The organism is Robinsoniella peoriensis (assembly GCF_000797495.1).
GTDB classification, from domain to species: domain Bacteria; phylum Bacillota; class Clostridia; order Lachnospirales; family Lachnospiraceae; genus Robinsoniella; species Robinsoniella peoriensis.
The window spans coordinates 123840-142998 of sequence record NZ_JTGN01000005.1 but is presented as its reverse complement, the minus strand read 5'-3'; the positions used below and the strand labels follow the sequence as shown (position 1 = coordinate 142998).

Here is a 19159-nt window from a genome sequence, read left to right as displayed (position 1 = left end):
TTTTAGGAGGTTCAAAGAACAATTCCCTAGCAGAAATAGTTTTGCGTTGCCTGATCCTGGTAAGTTTAGATGCAAAAAAGAACCGGACTGCCAAACCTTGCGGTTTTGTAGTCCGATCCCTATCTTATTCACATTATATTATTACACCATCGTACTCATTAAAATAGAGAATCCGGTTAATCTTATAACTGAGGACCTGCAGAAACTAATGCTTTTCCAGCCTCATTACCTTCATATTTTGCAAAGTTCTTTACAAAACGCTGTGCCAGATCTACTGCTTTTGTCTCCCAATCGGAAGCAGTTGCATAAGTATCACGAGGATCTAAAATCTTAGGATCAACGCCTGGAAGCTCTGTAGGAATTTCAAAGTTAAAGTATGGAAGATTTTTCATTGGTGCTTTTGCAATAGAACCATCTAAAATCGCATCAATGATACCACGTGTATCACGGATAGAGATACGTTTTCCGGAACCATTCCATCCTGTATTTACAAGATATGCTTTAGCGCCGCTCATCTGCATTCTCTTAACAAGTTCCTCTGCATATTTTGTAGGATGCAGTTCCAGGAATGCCTGTCCAAAGCAAGCAGAGAAAGTAGGTGTAGGCTCTGTAATTCCACGCTCTGTACCAGCAAGTTTTGCTGTAAATCCAGACAGGAAGTAATACTGTGTCTGCTCTGGAGTTAAAACTGATACTGGAGGAAGAACACCAAATGCATCTGCTGATAAGAAGATAACATCCTTTGCAGCCGGAGCAGTTGAAACTGGACGAACAATATTTTTAATATGGTTAATCGGGTAAGATACACGAGTATTCTCAGTCACGCTCTTATCATCGAAATCAATTTTACCATCAGCGTCAACCGTAACATTCTCTAAAAGAGCGTCGCGTTTAATCGCATTGTAGATATCTGGCTCAGATTCTTTGTCAAGGTTGATAACTTTTGCGTAGCATCCGCCTTCAAAGTTAAAGATACCCTTGTCATCCCAGCCATGTTCGTCATCACCGATCAGAAGTCTTTTCGGATCTGTTGACAATGTAGTCTTACCTGTACCGGAAAGTCCGAAGAAAATTGCTGTATTTTCACCGTTCAAATCAGTATTTGCTGAGCAATGCATAGAAGCAATGCCTTTCAGTGGCAGATAGTAGTTCATCATAGAGAACATACCCTTCTTCATTTCTCCACCGTACCAAGAATTAACGATAACCTGCTCGCGGCTGGAAATGTTGAACATTACAGCAGTTTCAGAATTAAGACCTAACTCTTTATAATTATCAACTTTTGCTTTAGAAGCGTTATATACGATGAAATCTGGTTCGAAGTTTTCAAGTTCTTCAGCTGTAGGCTGGATAAACATATTTGTAACGAAATGAGCCTGCCAAGCAACCTCAACGATAAAACGAATTGCCATACGTGTATCTTCGTTAGCACCACAGAATGCGTCTACAACAAAAAGTCTTTTGTTAGAAAGAACTTCCTGAGCAAGTTTCTTTACTGTATCCCATGCTTCCTGGCTAGCCGGATGATTGTCATTCTTATATTCAGCAGAAGTCCACCATACGTTATCCTTAGAATTTTCATCCATAACTATGTACTTGTCCTGAGGTGAACGTCCAGTATAAATACCAGTCATAACATTAACTGCACCAAGTTCACTTACCTGGCCTTTTTCAAAACCCTCTAAACTTGCTTTTGTCTCTTCCTCAAATAACATATCAAAAGAAGGATTGCGAACGATTTCTGTTACACCATTAATGCCATACTGTGTTAAATCAATATTACTCATCTTAATTTACCTCACTTTCATTTTTCCGAATTTGTTTCTATCATCTCACTTTGTGAATAAAAAGTCAATAGCTTTAATTATAAAAATAATGTAAAATTTATGAATGTTTATCATGTACAGAATCTGATAGACTTTTGGGGTTGCTGTAAATAAAAAATGTATACAAAATACCTGCTGTGTCAGTAAAAATTGGCAACATAAAGTACACTTTAAATCGTTGCCAGAAGTGCTTATGTCTTTAGTTAAATTCTAAGGCATAAGTGCTCACACTTCTTTGGGAATAATCATTTGCATAAATAATCCTTTTTCATCACGCATTGGTTTAGCCGGAATTGTTTCACCCAGACCTTGATGATTTAAATTTGCAGTTAAGGCCAGACACATTGCGTCAACAATGTCATCTGCATTGCACTTTAACTCTTTCGCTTTTTTTAGAATATCACTTATATCTGCCTCTGATATATATTTTTTTAGTATATGAACTCTTTCACACAATCCCGAAAATTGGGCTTTCTTTGTCATAACAACAGCACTGTTTAATCTTGCAAAACATACCTCGGGATGACTCTCTTTTATAATGTTCTTGTATTTTGTTTCAGAATTAAGAAAAGAATCTAATTCTCTTATTTTCGGAATAATAGCCATGGACTGTTTGGCCAGACCTTTACCTAATGCCTTCTTATTCTCTTCTGCCTGCTTCACTTCTGATTTAGCATAAACAGCCTGTCTGCTAGGCACTGCAAATATTGTTGAAGTTCTACCTGGTATTAGGGTTCTAGCTTCTGTATCAGGTCTTATATGTGAATCATTATTTGGCAGACCAATAACCATATCAACAATAAACTCATGAAATACTGGATTATCTTCCAAAATTGCTTTGATAGAATCATATTTCTCAATTGATAAGTTGCCCTTATTAATTACAGCCGCAACCCATCCACCCTTACAACCATCGACTCCAATACAAATTGAATTTAAATCAATACTTCTGTCTGCAGCAAATTCCTTCAGCAGATATTTCATTGCCACCTTCATGATGTATGAAATATTCTGTTCTCCTGCAAAACGTTCCTGATTTGTGAAATCTTCCTTTATTGAAAGCCATTCCAACGAATTTAATTCTTCTTGCAACTTCTCACTTTTTTGAATGCGCCCTACATAAAGTTCTATTAAAATATCCTGATCATAATTTGTAATGTCCATCAGATGAAATAATCTAATATCAAACTTCCCCATACCAGTCTCTTTCTGTAATTTTCTGTAAGCAGCATTCATACTGTCTTCACCAGTTTCAACTTTACCACCTACAAAACTATATATACCTTTACATGACTCCTTCATCCTTTTACAAAAAAGGACTTTTTCTTTGCTCTCATTTAGTACAACAAAATAATTATATTTTTTCATCACATCTCCTTTCATTTATCACTCTACAGCGTGTTTGAAAATTACTTTCTGGCAGCCGTGTATCACACTTTATGGGACCGCATCTTCCTGGATTGCTGCTTTTACATTACTGAACACGCTTCTTCGCCCAATAGGTTCCGTTTCCATAAGGAATAAATCCAATGGAATAATAAAATTGCTGAGAAGAGCCCACAAATATGTATTTCGCTCCTAATTCTCTGCATCGTTTTATTCCTTCATAGACAACAGCTCTGCCAAGCCCCATTTTTCTGTATTTTGGTATTGTTGCCAGCGGTTCAACAATTCCATATTCCGAATCCTGATCATACCACATACCGCAATAAGCAGCAAACTCGCCGTCTGAATCAAGTGCAATCATTTTCAGTTCCTTATTTACTTTCGGAGCATTAAATTCATCATGACCATGTTCAATTTCCTTTTCTGTCGGGGAAAATTTTTTGTCTTCTTTTTCATGGTTAAAACCCTTAAACAATACCTCTCCATACTTGAATATATCATATTGATCGGCCATGCTGGCAATTCGAAATCCCTCAGGCAATTTATAGTCCAGAGAGCGTTCTTCAATGGGAAAATATGCATCACACTCTTTATTTGTAGTTGGAAAGTATCCGTTTCGATAAGCAATACGCTGAAATTCCAAATCAGAATCTGCAATAAATGATTCAAATACATCATCGTTCTTTAGATTCTTTTCAGCGTAAAGAAGCATCTCTTCTTTCAGATGACTGTAGCCATCCTTTATACAAAAATGTCCGTTTTCCAGGTCCGTATCATAGAGAGCTGCCGCCACGATTTCCCCCTATACGCGCTTCATCTAAATTCTTATTATACAAAGTTACAATTCCATTTCATGGAATCGTTAGAACCCATACCTGCTGATATGACTCCCCCTCAAAATATCGTTCTTGCAAATATTCTGTAGTATGAGTTGATATTACATGTGCAATGACTTCTACTCCAATGCTCTCATTTTCTTAATAATTTCTCCTAATAATCCCATTAGATCCTTTGCCTTACTAAATTCATTTATCTGAAGCAACTGTTGAATTCTGGTTTCTGTCTCTTTCTTCTTTTGTTCCAAAAGCAGATAATCCTTGTCAAAATGATTGGCATAAATCATCTGTCTGAATTTACGGATAGACATTCTCCGTACAGTATTATTTTCTACCAATAATACATAGTCCACGCAATTGGCTACCGTGTAAAAGTCATGAGATACCATAAGGATTGCACCTTTGTACGCTGAAATCGCCTGCTCCAATGCAATCTGTGCATAAACATCCAAATGCCCCGTGGGCTCATCCAACAGAAGGAAGTTAGCCCTTCCTAATGAAATCACAGCTAATTGAAATAAGTCTTTTTCTCCACCAGATAATTCACTCACTTTTTGATCTAGAGTCTCTTCTTCAAATCCATATTTTTTCAAATAGTCCACTGCATTCTGTTTGGTTTCAACACCCTTTTCTTCAAAAATCTCAAGCAAAGTTTTTGTGTCATCATATAATGAGCCCGTAATCTGAGAAAAAATACCAATCTCAGCATGCTCACTAATCCTAATAGCTTCTTTATTATTTTCAAAGATTTCACGAAGCAATGTTGTTTTTCCAGTTCCATTATTTCCAACAATTGCGACATGATCCTGGGGTTTCATTACAAAATTAACATGGTCTAAAAGCTGTTCATCAAATGCAACACTATAATCAGTCAATTCAAGAATGTTTTCATTTACCACTTCTCTTTCAAGTTCAAAATGAATCTCCGGATATTTGATATCTACGAAAGGAGCCTTAGTTTTTCTGGTTTTTAGCCGATCAAGCAAAGTCTGTCTTGCATGTACCGCTTTACCGAGGGATGCATTATCCATTGATGTTGCTTTTACTCTGGCCTTTTCTAAGATTTTACTTTGACGGTCTATCTCTGCCTGGTCTGCAGCAGCTGCTGCTTCCAGATCAATCTTTGTGGCAAGAAGTTCATAATTATATACTGTATAGGTTCCTTCAAATTCTTGAAGATCCATGTTTTCCATGTGAAGTATCTTATTAAAACAATGGTTTAACAGATACCGGTTATGGGTGATAATAAGAAGGGTTCCTTTATGGGCATTAATCAGATTGCTCAAAGCATTCAGATGATCAAAATCCAAAAACACATCAGGTTCATCCATTATCAGAAGTCTTGGGCTAAGCATCATCTCTCTGATCACCTGAACCAGCTTAAATTCTCCGCCACTCAGACTACTGATTTTCTGTCCTTCTGCCTTTTGTAAATCAGCTACTTTTAACTGCTTCTTAATATTGCTTTCGTAACAATCTCCATCAATGGCATTAAATTCATCCAGTACTTTCTGATATTCCTCAAAAATAGATTCCAGATTGACAGCAGTCTCCATTTCCTTACAGTAATCAATGATTTTCTGCTCAAGCTTCACAAACTCCTCACTGAGATACTGAAAAACAGTCAAATCTTCTTTTTGATCTAATTGCGAAAATTGGCTGACATATCCAATCCTGCCTGAGCCTTCAATTTCTATTTTTCCATCGTACAGATACTCATCTGAGTTCATCAGCAAATTCAGCAGCGTACTTTTTCCTGTACCATTGGCACCAATCAATGCACAATGCTTATTATCCTCTATTGTAAATGAAACCTTTTTATATAAGTCCTTTTGTTGATACGAGTAGGACAGGTTTTGAACCTTAATCATATATACCTCCTGTAGCATTTATTTTTAACACAATTTTATACAATCCTCACCGTGTGGTGGCACGGATATCTACATTTTCTATCACATTCTTTGTCTGCTGCTCTAAATACCTTTTTAATTGTTTCAGTTGCTTTAATGTCATCTTCTCATCGTAATGCATTCCATTATAGGTTGGATGCAGTACAGGATACTGGCCTTTTGTTTTTAAAATAAATTTATTATCAATCAGCCATTCAATAATTGCGTAGATCTCGTCTCTGGATGCATAGTTTATTTTCCCAAATTGTGGTACTGTATTTAGCTTATTATCCAATAGTCTTTTCGTAGTATTTCCTACGAGCACATCCGTCAGCATTGTTATGCCATAATAACGAACATTACTAACACTTTGCAGCGCACTAAGAATACAATGTACGATTTCATTCAAATCCCGTTCTCTACATAAAACGGGTTCAAATTTGCCTATCTTTATGGAAATACTATCTTCCCGGGTTTCATACACATGCAGTATTTTTTGTTTCTTTTTATTTTCTGTATCGCTTTGTGAGTTGTGCATCAGCTGGCTTTTTGTATCATCTTTTGTTTCCTGCAGCTGATCTGATTCGAGTTCATATCCCATCATATCATAAAACTTATTTTTGCTTATCACATTGTTGCAGCCAGTTCCATCCTTCTTATAGTTTGTACATCCCTGAAAGTAATCATTCGATTTAGAAGATTTTACAATAAGATAACCATCTCTGCATTGATCACATTTCAATATTGAAAGCTTTCCTGCTTTATGCTCATTCGTCATGAATCCACATAATTCCGGTTCATTTGTACAAATATATAACCTTAATCCATATGAATTTTTATATTTAAGCTGCAGCGGATATCCACATAATGGGCATGACTTTCGTCCTATCGTTTTAGGTTCCTCTTCGTTCCAATTTCCATGAATTACTACGTTTTTGTAATCTCTCTTTAACTCAACCAAAAACTCAGACGGATTCTGTTCCGGTGCAATAAAGTAAACACGATTTTTTGTTCTTGTCATTGCAACATAAAAAAGTCTGCGTTCCTCAGCATAATCAATGGATCGATCCCCTTTTATCACAAAGGACAATACCGGATCATCCTCTATTTTTGATGGAAATCCATAAGTTTCATTTTTTCCATTTATAATAATAACCTCATCATAACCAAGACCTTTGGACGAATGCGCTGTCATAAATGTAATATCCAGCTCTGGAAACATCACACTTTTAATCTTACTGCCTCTGCTCGTGTATTCAAATAAACCTGATTTTTCTAACTGGTCACCGTCAAACCCAAATCGTCCAAGTAACAGTATGGACTCTGACTTTCGTCCTTCTTGTTTACTGTAATGCACTATTTGTTTCAATGCCACCTGGGTGGCATTGGCAGTTGCATAATTAACACCGCTTCTTCTAGTTCCATTTTTACCTTTGTATGTTCCGTCATAAGTATAGATAATTACCGGCTCACTAATTTGCTTTGGTGATTCCAGTTTTTTTGAAATTTGTTCTGTATTTTTCTGAATAAAATTACCGGCAATATCTATTACTTGCTGGGAATTACGATATGTTTTTACAATCTTCAGGAGTTTAGCATATCCCATTTTTTCCTGAAATTTTGTAAACAGGGTAATATCTGAACCACTAAATGCATAGATTGACTGCCAATCATCCCCCACTGCAATGATCTTTGCATCCGTTACTTCTGAAAGAGCCTTAGTCAGATCAAATCTCTGACGGGAGATATCCTGATATTCATCAACAATCACGTATTTAAAATCCAGTTTTTGTTTCATTTCTTGTACTTCACGTAAAATTCTTGCAGACTCATTTATCATATCCTGAAAATCAACAGCTTTATTTTTCTTTAAATATTTCTCATATTCTAAAAAGCAGTCGTTACAAATATCTAAAAATAGTCTTGTCCTCACGTTCTGGGTAGAGTGATACATTCGATTAAAATCTTCTGACGTGTATCCATTTACCTTAAAATTAGATATAAATCGACAGATAAGATTAACCAGTTTACGAACATATCTATTTTCCTCACCAGCTACGAGCATTTCCATAACTTCTTTATTAGAACGCTGCTTTAATTCAAATCCATGCTGCTCCATCCTTTCTCTTAAGTGAGTAAGTAACGGTTTACCATCTTTATATTTTGAAAATGTATAGATCAGAATCGTTCCATGCTTACGATGAAGTATTACTTTGTCATTTACTGCTTTCTTATATGCTTCTACTTCCTTATCACTGAATCTGTCATTTTTTCCATCTTCAGTAATCCCAAAATGCTCAATATATGCAACCTTTCCATCCTGCTTTATAATAAAATCGGGTGTATATGGTTTGCGCGCGTATGTAATATTATACTGATAAATAGGCTCATACTCATAATCAATATTATTCAAATACAGGAAATTGGCTATTTCAACTTCCTGGTGTGAGCGCAACACTTCATTCTGTATTGTAACTGACTTATTTGTACGAGAATCTATAACCTCCCTTTTAAAATCCTCCAAATCACTTCTCATGGTAGAATAATTTGCTTTAGCTATCTGATTAAAAAAAACATTTAAGTTATCACCTTCATATGGTGCATCAAAGTATGATGCAAAAAACATAATCAGCTTATTAACTACATTTTCATTCTGAATAATAGACCCCCTAAAATAATCCCTTATAACAAAATACAGTTTTGAATTCTCTACGATATTCAACTTTTCATCAGGTGCATTCTTATGAATAATAGCATTTCCTGTTGAATGAAACGTTGCAATAGGGCATTTTATATTCAGATCATCATTTATTTTTTCTTTTAGCTCATTAACCGCCTTATTTGTAAATGACACTACCAAAATCTGAGCCGGATCAACTTTTCTTTTTTCCACAAGATACTTTACCTTGGCTGCTACTGTTGTTGTTTTTCCTGCTCCGGCACCGGCAATAACCAAACAATAATCTTCATCTGTTAATATTACTTTGCGCTGATCATCGTCTAATAATATCTTCCGATCTACTGTCTTTAAAATATTATCCAAATATTCTTTTTCTGCCAGCATCTTATTTGAAACAAATATTTCATTGTGCCGGTCAACAAAGCATTCAAAGTTCGAATATAAATCTATACTCTCTTGTACCACTTCCAAATCAACACTATACTTTTTGCAAAACAAATCAAGCATACTACTATTTTTAAGCACTATAAAGAATTCTATTACGTCTTTGTGCTTATGAATCTCGTCTTTATATTCACTCTTTGCAATATATCTATCCGCCTGAAGAATTTCATTCATATACTCACGAAGGCTCAGTAATTGCATGACATTTACATTTTGTTCTGCTGTTATATTTTGCCTTTTGACTTCGATAGTCTTTATCTTTTTAAACAAATCGCGAATAAACCCCATACGTGTACGCCTCCTCCCTATTTTTCCTCATCAATAATCTCTATGTCATCGTGATACCATGTCCACTGAAGCATCAGACCCAAATTATCAGATATACCTGACGGCAATACTGCTTTTAATGGCTTCATTCCAGCACTTACTAAACTCAGCTAAACTTATATATCTATCCATCCGATTCGGACTGATTGCTTTCATAAGAACATTATAACTTGATGCAGACAGTGGCCATCCTTCCTTATCACGTTCGCTATCCGTAAACAAAGAAAATCCCATCTGTCCAATTGTAAAAACATTGGTGATTTCATCTAGAATTTCTCCCAATTTATATTCTTCCGGTGACATAAATCTTGCACTTCCCCACATCTGTCCCATATCGTTGCTGCTTGGACTCTTTCTGAAGAAATCTATATCACAAATATTAGTAGTCTTATTTAATCTGTTGTACATAATACTGCCATCGTAAAAATCAATTGCAACATACCCCATTTTGGCTGTATCAATTAAGAAATCTAATATACTTAATCAGTGAGATGTGTTTGATAGAGTCATATACAGGTACTGTTGACTTTAATCTTTCAATTGCTTTAGAAATATCCCCATCATATTCTGCAGTTTGTGCTCCTGCAAATTTGACAAATATTCTTCCTCCTTGACTCTCTATTCCAAAACAAATATTTCCTGAATCTTGGTCATCAAATACTTTAAACACTTTACCATATTTTTTTAAGAAACTAAAGTCAAATTGCTTACCCATTTTGAATTCTATTCCGTCTATCTTTTGATAGTTCACTTATCTTAACCTGATCCTTTCTGTACCTTTTTTCGTATCCATTATATACCCGGCTTTCATTTTCCACTTTACATATTTTCATTCAGCGTAAACCGGTTCTCCGCATCCTGCACAATCTCACCAGTTTTCCGCCCATATTTAAGGCCTCTTTCAACTGCAGCTATCAATGCCGCACTGCTTCTGGCATATCCCATAGTACGAATGGTTTCCCTGACAAGACTGTCCTTTTCCAAAGCCACCTTTTCTCTCAATGTCACGCATACAGCGTTCTTAAGCTCCTGCTGACATATTTCATCCCCAGATCGCTTATCCGCCAAACTGCTGTCATTGCGATACCTCCAATACCTTTCCGGGTTCTGATCCCTGCGCCAGTAGAACTTAACACCGGATTGTTTATTCATCCTTGATGAGGCCTTTTTCAGTGCCTTGTCAGTTGCTTCCAGAGTCTGTGTACTTGAACGCGAAATATTAAATGCCCTAAGAGTCTTCTTAACCAGCTTATCATAGGTAATTGGAGCCTCTGCATCGATGAGCTGCTGCAATTTCTCTGTAATTTGCATCAGGTTTTCCTTCTTGACATAATCCATCGTAGACAGATCTGTCATCTCAACCTCTGCAGGTACATATTCCTCTAATCGATAATCCAGTTCCACTTGTTCGGCCTGCGTGATAGTGCTGGCTGCTTCATTCTTTCCGGCAGCCACTTTGACATTAGCAGCCTCGATGACAGGGTTCTTTACCACAAAACGTTCTTTCACATCAACCACTGGAATCTGCTCCGCAGCCTGCTTCTCTGTATTTTTTACTGCGTTCTCTACCGGCTCTGCTAATTCTGCATCAGAAGGAATAGCTTCCGTTTCCGCCCTGTCGCTGATTGTATCCTCCAATACATCATTATTCACTGCATCAACCGTGTATTGCTCCTGATACATCTGATATGCAGCTGCTTTCTTTTCCTCAAGAATCTGCATCAGCTTAGACAGTTCCTTATCCCGATTATCCCACCAATCCATCGTCCAGATACGATGCAGCTTCCAGCCAAGTCCGTTAAGAATACTGATCTGTGCCACTTCCCGATCCTTTGTGTTGGAAGACTGACGATAGGATTCTCCATCCAGCATGATACCAAGCAGATATTCTTTCTCATCGTATGGATTGATCACAGCAATATCCACCTTAAACTTAGAATGCCCTACCGCCTTTTGATACTTATAACCGTCATCTGTAATACGCTGGCAGATATGCTCCATGATACCCTGAGAATTTTGAACCCTGGTCTCCACATATTCTCCCTGCAGCCGTCCCTTCTGAGCAAATTCAAGGAAACCTTTCAGCGATTCAACGCCTTTGGATTTTGTGCGTTTCAGATCAATCATATCGGCAGTCATAGTTGTAAATACCACCATCTCCGTTCTTGCGCGGGATACCGCAACGTTCAGCCGCTTCCAGCCGCCATTCTTATTCAGCGGACCAAAATTCAAGGAAAGCTTACCGTCTGCATCCGGACCGAAAGTAATTGAGAACAAGATAACATCACGCTCATCTCCCTGTACATTTTCAAGATTCTTAATGAACATGGTTTCTTCACCAACATTCGCCCACTTATCAAATGCAGCATCCTTCTGATACTCTTCCTGCAGCAAATCCTCAATTAATGTCTGCTGACTGATATTAAATGTAACAACTCCAATCGTCTGATTTATCAATTCCGGCTTCTGATATCTTCTCTTTATCTCAGCAACGATCGCCCTTGCTTCCCCCTCATTCACACGCCCTTTTCCACGGTCAAAAAAACCATCTGCCTTAACCAGGCGCACCCTCTTTTCCCTGTCATTAACTGACGGGAAGGTAAGCATTGAATTCTCATAAAATTCCTGATTGCTGAAAGCGATCAGACTTTCATGTCTGCTGCGATAATGCCAGTGCAGATATGCTGAATGCATGCCAAGTGCCAGACAGTCATCCAGAATACTATCCAGATCCTCAATATCCAAATTATCTTCATCTACCGTATTCCCGGCAAAAAAGCTGGTTGGCGGCATCTGATTCGGATCCCCTACAATAACAGCATTCTTACCACGGGCCAGAACACCTACCGCCTTACAGGTAGGCAGCTGGGATGCCTCGTCAAATATTACAATATCAAACAAATCATTTTCTGCTTTCAGATACTGCGCTGCAGAAATGGGACTCATCAGCATGCATGGGCATAATCTGGTCAGAATGTGCGGAATCTGTTCAAACAACGTTCGCACAGATAAGCCTCTTCCATTGCTGCTGATTGCTCTTCTTAGTATATTGAGCTCCTTGCTAACCTCCACAGAATCATACGATGTCGGAAGCTGATGTGTCAGTTTGCAGAACATCTCATCCTTGGTCAGTTCCATAAATTCCTGATCCAGCTTCTTAAACTGGACAATCTTCTCATTAAATCCAATCCCCGTAAAGCTGTTCAATACCGGTTCTTTCTCAATCACTGCCAGAATTATAGATCTGTAGATAGACCGCAGATAAACTGTCATAACCTCTTCATGAGGCAATCCTGCTTCATAAGCCTCACATACCGGAGCCAGTCCCTGCTCGCGGCACTCAGCAGCAAACTGTCTGTATACAATCCAATCTTTAATCGAAGCGGCATTTTCAAGGATGCATGAACACATCTTAAGACGGCTTTCCATCCAATTCAATTCATCATCCGCAAACTTCAGATTAAGCAATGCCGTCGCTTCAGCCTCACCATTCTTCACTGCCTGTAAATCGCCAGGCAGGCTCTGAGCTATTTGAATACAGGGCTTCTGGATTTGAACTGAGAACTGCTCCATCACCTGCAGCTGTTTCTTCATATTTTCCTTATATCCCTTCAATGCAGCTGCAGACGGATAATCCTGCAATATTTTCTTCCACTCATACGGCAATGCAGCCTCGGCATCGGATATATCCTGCAATTCACGCTGGTAGAATGTTATATCCGTCAGATATACGGGAATCCGATCCGTTTCTATCTGAAAGGACGCATAAGCCTGCATTTCAGAAGTTAATGCAGCAAATGCTTTCCCTTTACCAAAGAATTTTTTATTAGCCTGGTCATATTTCTCACGAAAAATGTCCATATTCATGCGCAGAAAATTCTCATTCCACTGAGCAAAGAAATCAGCTCTCTTTGCAGAAAATTCAGTTTTATGTTCCAGATACATCATTGGCTCAGAAAATGCCTGGTCAATATCATCAGCCCGCTTTAAAAATACAGGTATCTCCTCTGCTGCAATCACACTTTTGGCATAATTGCAAATATGATTCCATTGGTCTTCCGTTACCGGCGGCTCAATACCCACCAATTCTACAAAGGCCAACACATGATCCCTGAACGTTTCCAGCGCCGAAGCATAAGTACGTACAACACCTTCCAGTTCAAATTTCAGACGTTGATTATATTCAGTCTGCTGAACCGCAGCCAATGGATGGTTATGAGGGTGTCCGATCCCTTTACCGGCAGCAATCAGCCGCTCCAGGCTGTTAACCTTATGATCCAGATCACTCTCTGTAAGCGAGCTTACATAAGCATGATCAAAACGAACGCTCTTCTCCAGCTCCGGAATCATTTCATAAATATCCATCAGCTGACGCAGCGTTTTTCCAAACGGTCTCATTACATGCAGTGCCTTTGCATAGGCATCCAGATCCCCACGCATTTTCCGAATATCCTGGATTTTCTTATCGTATTCCGTTGTAATACCCCAGACACCAATCTCCAGACCTCTTTTCAGCTGATCCAGCACGGCTTTCTTAGTCGCTTTATTGGAATGAAGCTCCAGACAAAAATCCTGAATACCAAGTGCTGCCAGTCTCTTTTGCACAACCTCAAGTGCAGCCATTTTCTCCGCCACAAAAAGAACCGTCTTCCCCTTTGTAAGCGCATTTGCAACCATTGCTGTAATAGTCTGTGATTTTCCGGTTCCAGGTGGTCCGTGCAGCACAAAACTGACACCTGCTGCTGCCATATTAATTGCCCGCAGCTGTGAGGAATCCACTGTTATCGGCAGATATGCTTCATCCGTATCTACACCCTCGGGTATCTTGCAATCCCAATCTACGGCTCCATTCATCAGACTATGGACTATTTTGTTATTCTTAAGAAAGGCACTATCTGTATGTATATCATTCCACATCACAAACTGTGAAAATGAAAAATTGCCGATAAATCCCGCTTCCACCACATCCCACATAGGAAGATTCATCACTGCATGCCGAATAATCGCAAATATCTTAGGAAGATCCAGTCCATGCTCATCCATTGGCGGCGGATTCAGTCCATAAATTTGCGTGTCGAAGCTCTGTTTTAAAAATTCTAAAAGTGTGATATTAATCTGCGCATCCTCATCACGCATGCGCATGGCATAGCCTTTGCTTGCAGATTTACGAACGATATCAATAGGAACCAATACAATCGGTGCATATCTTACCGTGGCGCTCTTTTTACCTTCAAACCAACGGAGTAAGCCCAGTGCAAGATACAGCGTGCTGGCACCGTTCTCTTCCATTGACGTTTTTGCTGACCGGTACATCTTGGTCAGACAGCTGTTTAATTCCTTTTCTGTATACAGAGAATGCAGCCGTCGGTGTTTACTCTCCAATGCAATAAAATCCGCAAAAGGGCCCAGCTCTCCCAGTGCTTCTACCGGTACTCCTCCATCACCTGCGATTGACATATCCGCCGGGCGCGGCATAACCTGGAACTCCTCTCCATCCGACAGGGCATCCTCCAAAATACTCACATCGGAAGACAACAGCGGAACCACCGCCTTCGTCATTCTCATATTAATCAGCATATTTCGTAAACTCAGATCTAAAAGCTTACGCTCCCACTGAGTCAGCTTTGTAACCGTATCCTTCTGTGCTGAATCAGGCAGTTCAAAAGTATCTCCAATCGCTTTCGGTGCATTCGTAACATCCTTCTCTTTGCGTTCTTCATGCTGAACCTCAAAGCCAGCTGACGTCTTTACCCGAACCGGAAGGGGCCTTATTCCCATGCTTCTGGCGCGCTTCACGTCGATAACAAAAGCAAAATTACCATAATTCGATACTTCACGTTCTGCAAACGTGACTGCCTCATCAAAACTTCTGCTCTTTCCGGCACACATAGCGGTACATTCAACGACAATCATCTCATGAATGCCCTTGGACATACGTTTTTCCAACTGGGAAGGATCATCCATAATCATGTCCGAAAAAGACTCCTCAAGAAGCCAGACACCGGCGAATATATGGCCCTTCATCATCACCATGACCGAATTCAATCCCATGGCTTCCAGGCATGCCACATAAAGTAACGTCATATCCATGCAGGTTCCCAGATGCTGATCTAACACAGCATCCGCCAGACGTATCCGCTGACCAAACACCTCAAAGCTTGAAGGAGGCTCTGCATAAGTAATGTTTTTCTGTTGAATTGCCGCATACACTGCAGCAGCCATATTTTTAACTCGATTCGGATCCTGGAACTGATATCCGGCAAGAGAAGGATCTTCGGTCCATTTTTCCAGATATTTTGACGCAAGCTGTATTATGCTTGTAACCACAGGATGATTCGGCATAGAAAACGCTGCCAGAAGCTCTGGTGTATACTGAAGTCCCGGCCACTGATCAAAGGCAAGTGCCGTAATAGTTACAGTCTGAGATGCAAGCTGAGTCTCTTCAAAATATATCCCCACTGTCAGCTGGCAGATGTTTCTTTCCGTAAGCGATGCCAGATAACCGGCATTAATCGGAACATTCAGATTCTTAAAATGCAGCTCTTCGTCCGGTTTTATCTTCTCAATGCCAAATTTAAAGTTCTCCACCATTTCAATATTTGCGCTGATTTTAACAACCAGATTATCCAAATCTGCTTCGGAAACATTTTTCACACAAACATCTCTGACAACGTATGCACCGATATGAACGATGGCATAGGTCAGCACATCATCAATTTCGCAAGATAACTGCAAAACATTCTTAGCAGGCATTACTTCTTCCGGCTCTTCCAGCAAAGTGTTCTCCCGTTCCAAATTTTGTTTAAAAAGTGTTCTCTGTTCCACTTTTAATCCCCCAATCTTCATTGTAGTTTATCGAATTAACTACACAAAAGTGTCTCTAAATCCGATATAGATACATCCATACGTTTTGAAGTTTCCTCCATTGACATTCCGGAATCAAGGAAACGCTTCACAACAATTTTCATATTTTCACCTACTTCGATAATATGATCATCCAAATCGTAAAAACGTATAGAGCGTTGTCCCCACCCAGCTTCTTTAATACCATCACCAATGTATTGAATGTCGTTACGCTGCTCTAATTTAGCAATAAAGCCGTCAAAATCATCTTCCTCAAAATATAACTCCATATTATGAGATTTATTCAGTATACTCTCCTTCGGGACACCTAGCATCCAGTCAAATTCCTGTTGCAAAGACAACCCGCCAAAAGAAACATTTATACCATAATCTTGAAAAATCTCAAGTCCAAATAACTCCTGATAGAATTTTTTTGATAGATTTATATCTTTCACCGCAATGCATACACCTTCATATTTCATTTAAATTACCTCCTGTAAAATAGTTCCCTGCTGAATTCTAATTTATCACTAAGATAAGTTTACTATATTTCAGATTAACCGTCTATAATAATAGCTTTCTTTTGATGCTAAAATCGGTTCCTGAACATATTTCTCCACAGGGTATAAGTTTTGACTAATATTTTCATTTTTGCTAAAAAAAATGGGTTTTGCCCTGTGGTTCATTTCCACCTGACAAAACCCATTTTTTTTACTCATACGGCCTTACCCCGTCCCCTATCCAGAAAAAATTTATCCATTTTAATTTCATAGAAACACACTATTTCACATTATTTCGTTAATAAATTCCAAATAGGTTTCACTCATTTCAGCGATATTAGATGCTATCGGAAGATAACCCCCATTAATTATCAGCCTCTTCATGCTCCTTAGCAAATTCGGGATCACGGATGCGACCCACGATTATGATTGCCACAATAAATAAAATAAATGTAAACACAAATGGCAGCCGGCGGTCAATACTTGATAACCACCCTGCAAAATAACCGAATGGTGAAGAAAAAGCAATCGTGAAGGACATAATCAACGCATTAATACGAGCCCGCTCCTCCGGATTAATACTTAGCTGGATCAAGGCATCCTTACGAGGCATGACAAGAGAACCGGCTACTGCCACAACAAAGACATAAATAATAATAAACGGCATATTACCATTCGGTGCCAGTATCAGAAGTATCGCTGCTGCAGCATACAATACCAAACCGCTCCACATAGGGATGCGGAATTTCACGAATTCCAATCGGTGCTGTATTCCTATCAAGAAAATCAACATCACAGCCGCGTTCAAAATCGGAAAAAAAGCCAGATAGCGCGATTCTATACCTAACTCTTGTGTTGCGTACAAACTAAAGAAATTGGTGCTGACCAGATTCGTGATATACAATATCACGGAGACAATAAGTACTTTCATAATCTCTTTATTCTTCAGCACTTTAGGTATCAAATACTTGTATTCATATAACATCCGTGAAACAGGGGTATCTTTAGTCTCAGCCATTCGGATCTTGCCTTGCCGGGTTTCTTTACAATACCGAAAAGTAACAATTACCTTAATCAGCATATTCACAGCGAAAACCAAATATAAAACCCTGACAACCGGAACCACAGTAAAGGAATTGATCAGCAATCCAGAAATCGGTGCAAAAAAGATTGCAATCAATCCGCCGATATTCACCCAAGTATATATTCCCAATAAATCTTTGGGTTCCGCATCTTCAATCAATAAGCAATACCATGCGGTCTGGTTAATCTGCTCAAAGCTGTTGAACAAAACTGCAATTAAAAAGAGCCAGAAGTTACCCGATATGCTCCATATCAGGCAAGCAACAGTCCAACCAAAGAAATCACCCATCATGGTTGTAAATTTTCGCCCCATCTTATCTGTTATGATGCCGCCAAAGAAGGAAAAGAACACCTGAACAAACATGGAAATAGACAAAATCAGTCCGATTTGTACGTCCGTTATTCCCTGTGAGTACATATATAGTGTGGCAAAAGGTGCGATCAGATTATATGGAATACCCCATAGCGGCTCCATTAATATCAGAGTTCTTGGATTTCCTTTGTTATGTTTTAATAATTCTATAAGCGGGTGTTTTCGCAAAGATTTTGTTTTTTGTGCTGTGTTCACAGGTTTCTCCATTCTATCTCTTTCTCACTTCATGATATATCTTCCAATCAACATGCGTTTTATTATTCAGAGTAATCCATTCATTGCAAAGCATCTCACGTTAATAATTCAGTCCGATACCATCCTGCCTGAATTATTAACCACTCTATGACAGGGATATTTTCCATATATAATACAAAAAGTATATCATGAAAGAAAGAAGAATTCAGCAACTTTTTCTGGAGAATATTAACATTGCAGAATCGCTTATCTTTTGCCAGATAGTATGCGGTATTACCAGATTGTACTTTCTGTCAAGACTTTTACATATTGCAAATTATCTGTCAACAGATAATTTCACCGTTTCTTTCAGTTCATCACTAAATTCTTCGAGATCCCCATAACTAATTGCACCTTCATTTATAAGCGAAATAATATTGTAAATAAGATTTGACCGGCTCATTTCTACTCTAACACCAGTTTTCTTCTTATCTTCCTTTATTCTCTTATCCAGATTCCAAAATTTAGCTGAGGCATTCTTATCTTCACCTAGTAATTTTATGTATTCCTTATTTAGCCTGTCCATATAGGCTTCCTGCCAGCCCGCTATCTTATTTCTAAAAAGTTTCCAGTCTTTCTCCGTAAATCCTCTTACTTGCAAAGTCTCAATCCTCCCAGTAGATATTGTTATATTTTTATTATATAATGTATTTTCCCCAACCTGTCATGAAGTTTCGTACTCATAGGGATTATCCATGAGCCACTTTTATGACAAAATATATTCACTTTATTATAACT

General features: G+C 38.6%; 11 protein-coding genes. All 11 read right to left on the bottom strand.

Annotated elements, in window-relative coordinates; all coding sequences use genetic code 11:
* Window positions 1-182: 182 nt before the first annotated feature.
* Window positions 183-1787 (bottom strand): phosphoenolpyruvate carboxykinase (ATP), encoded by a 1605-nt coding sequence (pckA, locus tag QR40_RS11600; protein WP_027294568.1) that lies wholly within the window; start codon window positions 1785-1787, stop codon window positions 183-185.
* Between the two features lie 264 nt (window positions 1788-2051).
* On the bottom strand, window positions 2052-3209 hold the full coding sequence (locus tag QR40_RS29770; protein ID WP_081820264.1) for a DUF429 domain-containing protein: 1158 nt from the start codon (window positions 3207-3209) through the stop codon (window positions 2052-2054).
* Between the two features lie 91 nt (window positions 3210-3300).
* Complete coding sequence (locus tag QR40_RS11585) at window positions 3301-4005, bottom strand: GNAT family N-acetyltransferase (RefSeq protein WP_052430804.1); 705 nt, start codon at window positions 4003-4005, stop codon at window positions 3301-3303.
* 162 nt (window positions 4006-4167) lie between these two features.
* Window positions 4168-5919, bottom strand: coding sequence for an ABC-F family ATP-binding cassette domain-containing protein (locus QR40_RS11580; RefSeq protein WP_044295101.1), 1752 nt, complete (start codon window positions 5917-5919; stop codon window positions 4168-4170).
* Window positions 5920-5965: 46 nt separating this feature from the next.
* A complete protein-coding gene (locus tag QR40_RS11575; protein ID WP_044295099.1) occupies window positions 5966-9349 on the bottom strand; it encodes a UvrD-helicase domain-containing protein in 3384 nt (1127 codons plus the stop codon).
* A gap of 87 nt (window positions 9350-9436) precedes the next feature.
* A complete protein-coding gene (locus QR40_RS32070) occupies window positions 9437-9835 on the bottom strand; it encodes a serine/threonine-protein kinase (protein WP_200889748.1) in 399 nt (132 codons plus the stop codon).
* Between the two features lie 10 nt (window positions 9836-9845).
* Window positions 9846-10139, bottom strand: a complete 294-nt coding sequence (locus QR40_RS32065) for a hypothetical protein (protein WP_044295095.1) — start codon at window positions 10137-10139, stop codon at window positions 9846-9848.
* Window positions 10140-10207: 68 nt separating this feature from the next.
* On the bottom strand, window positions 10208-16213 hold the full coding sequence (locus tag QR40_RS11560; RefSeq protein ID WP_242858494.1) for a DUF4011 domain-containing protein: 6006 nt from the start codon (window positions 16211-16213) through the stop codon (window positions 10208-10210).
* Window positions 16214-16248: 35 nt separating this feature from the next.
* Entirely contained in the window at window positions 16249-16713 is a 465-nt protein-coding gene (locus QR40_RS11555) for a VOC family protein (RefSeq protein ID WP_044295094.1), read from the bottom strand.
* A gap of 382 nt (window positions 16714-17095) precedes the next feature.
* On the bottom strand, window positions 17096-18289 hold the full coding sequence (locus tag QR40_RS11550) for an MFS transporter (RefSeq protein WP_330373736.1): 1194 nt from the start codon (window positions 18287-18289) through the stop codon (window positions 17096-17098).
* A 409-nt stretch (window positions 18290-18698) separates the two neighbouring features.
* Window positions 18699-19022, bottom strand: coding sequence for a hypothetical protein (locus tag QR40_RS11545; RefSeq protein WP_044295093.1), 324 nt, complete (start codon window positions 19020-19022; stop codon window positions 18699-18701).
* Between the last annotated feature and the right edge of the window lie 137 nt (window positions 19023-19159).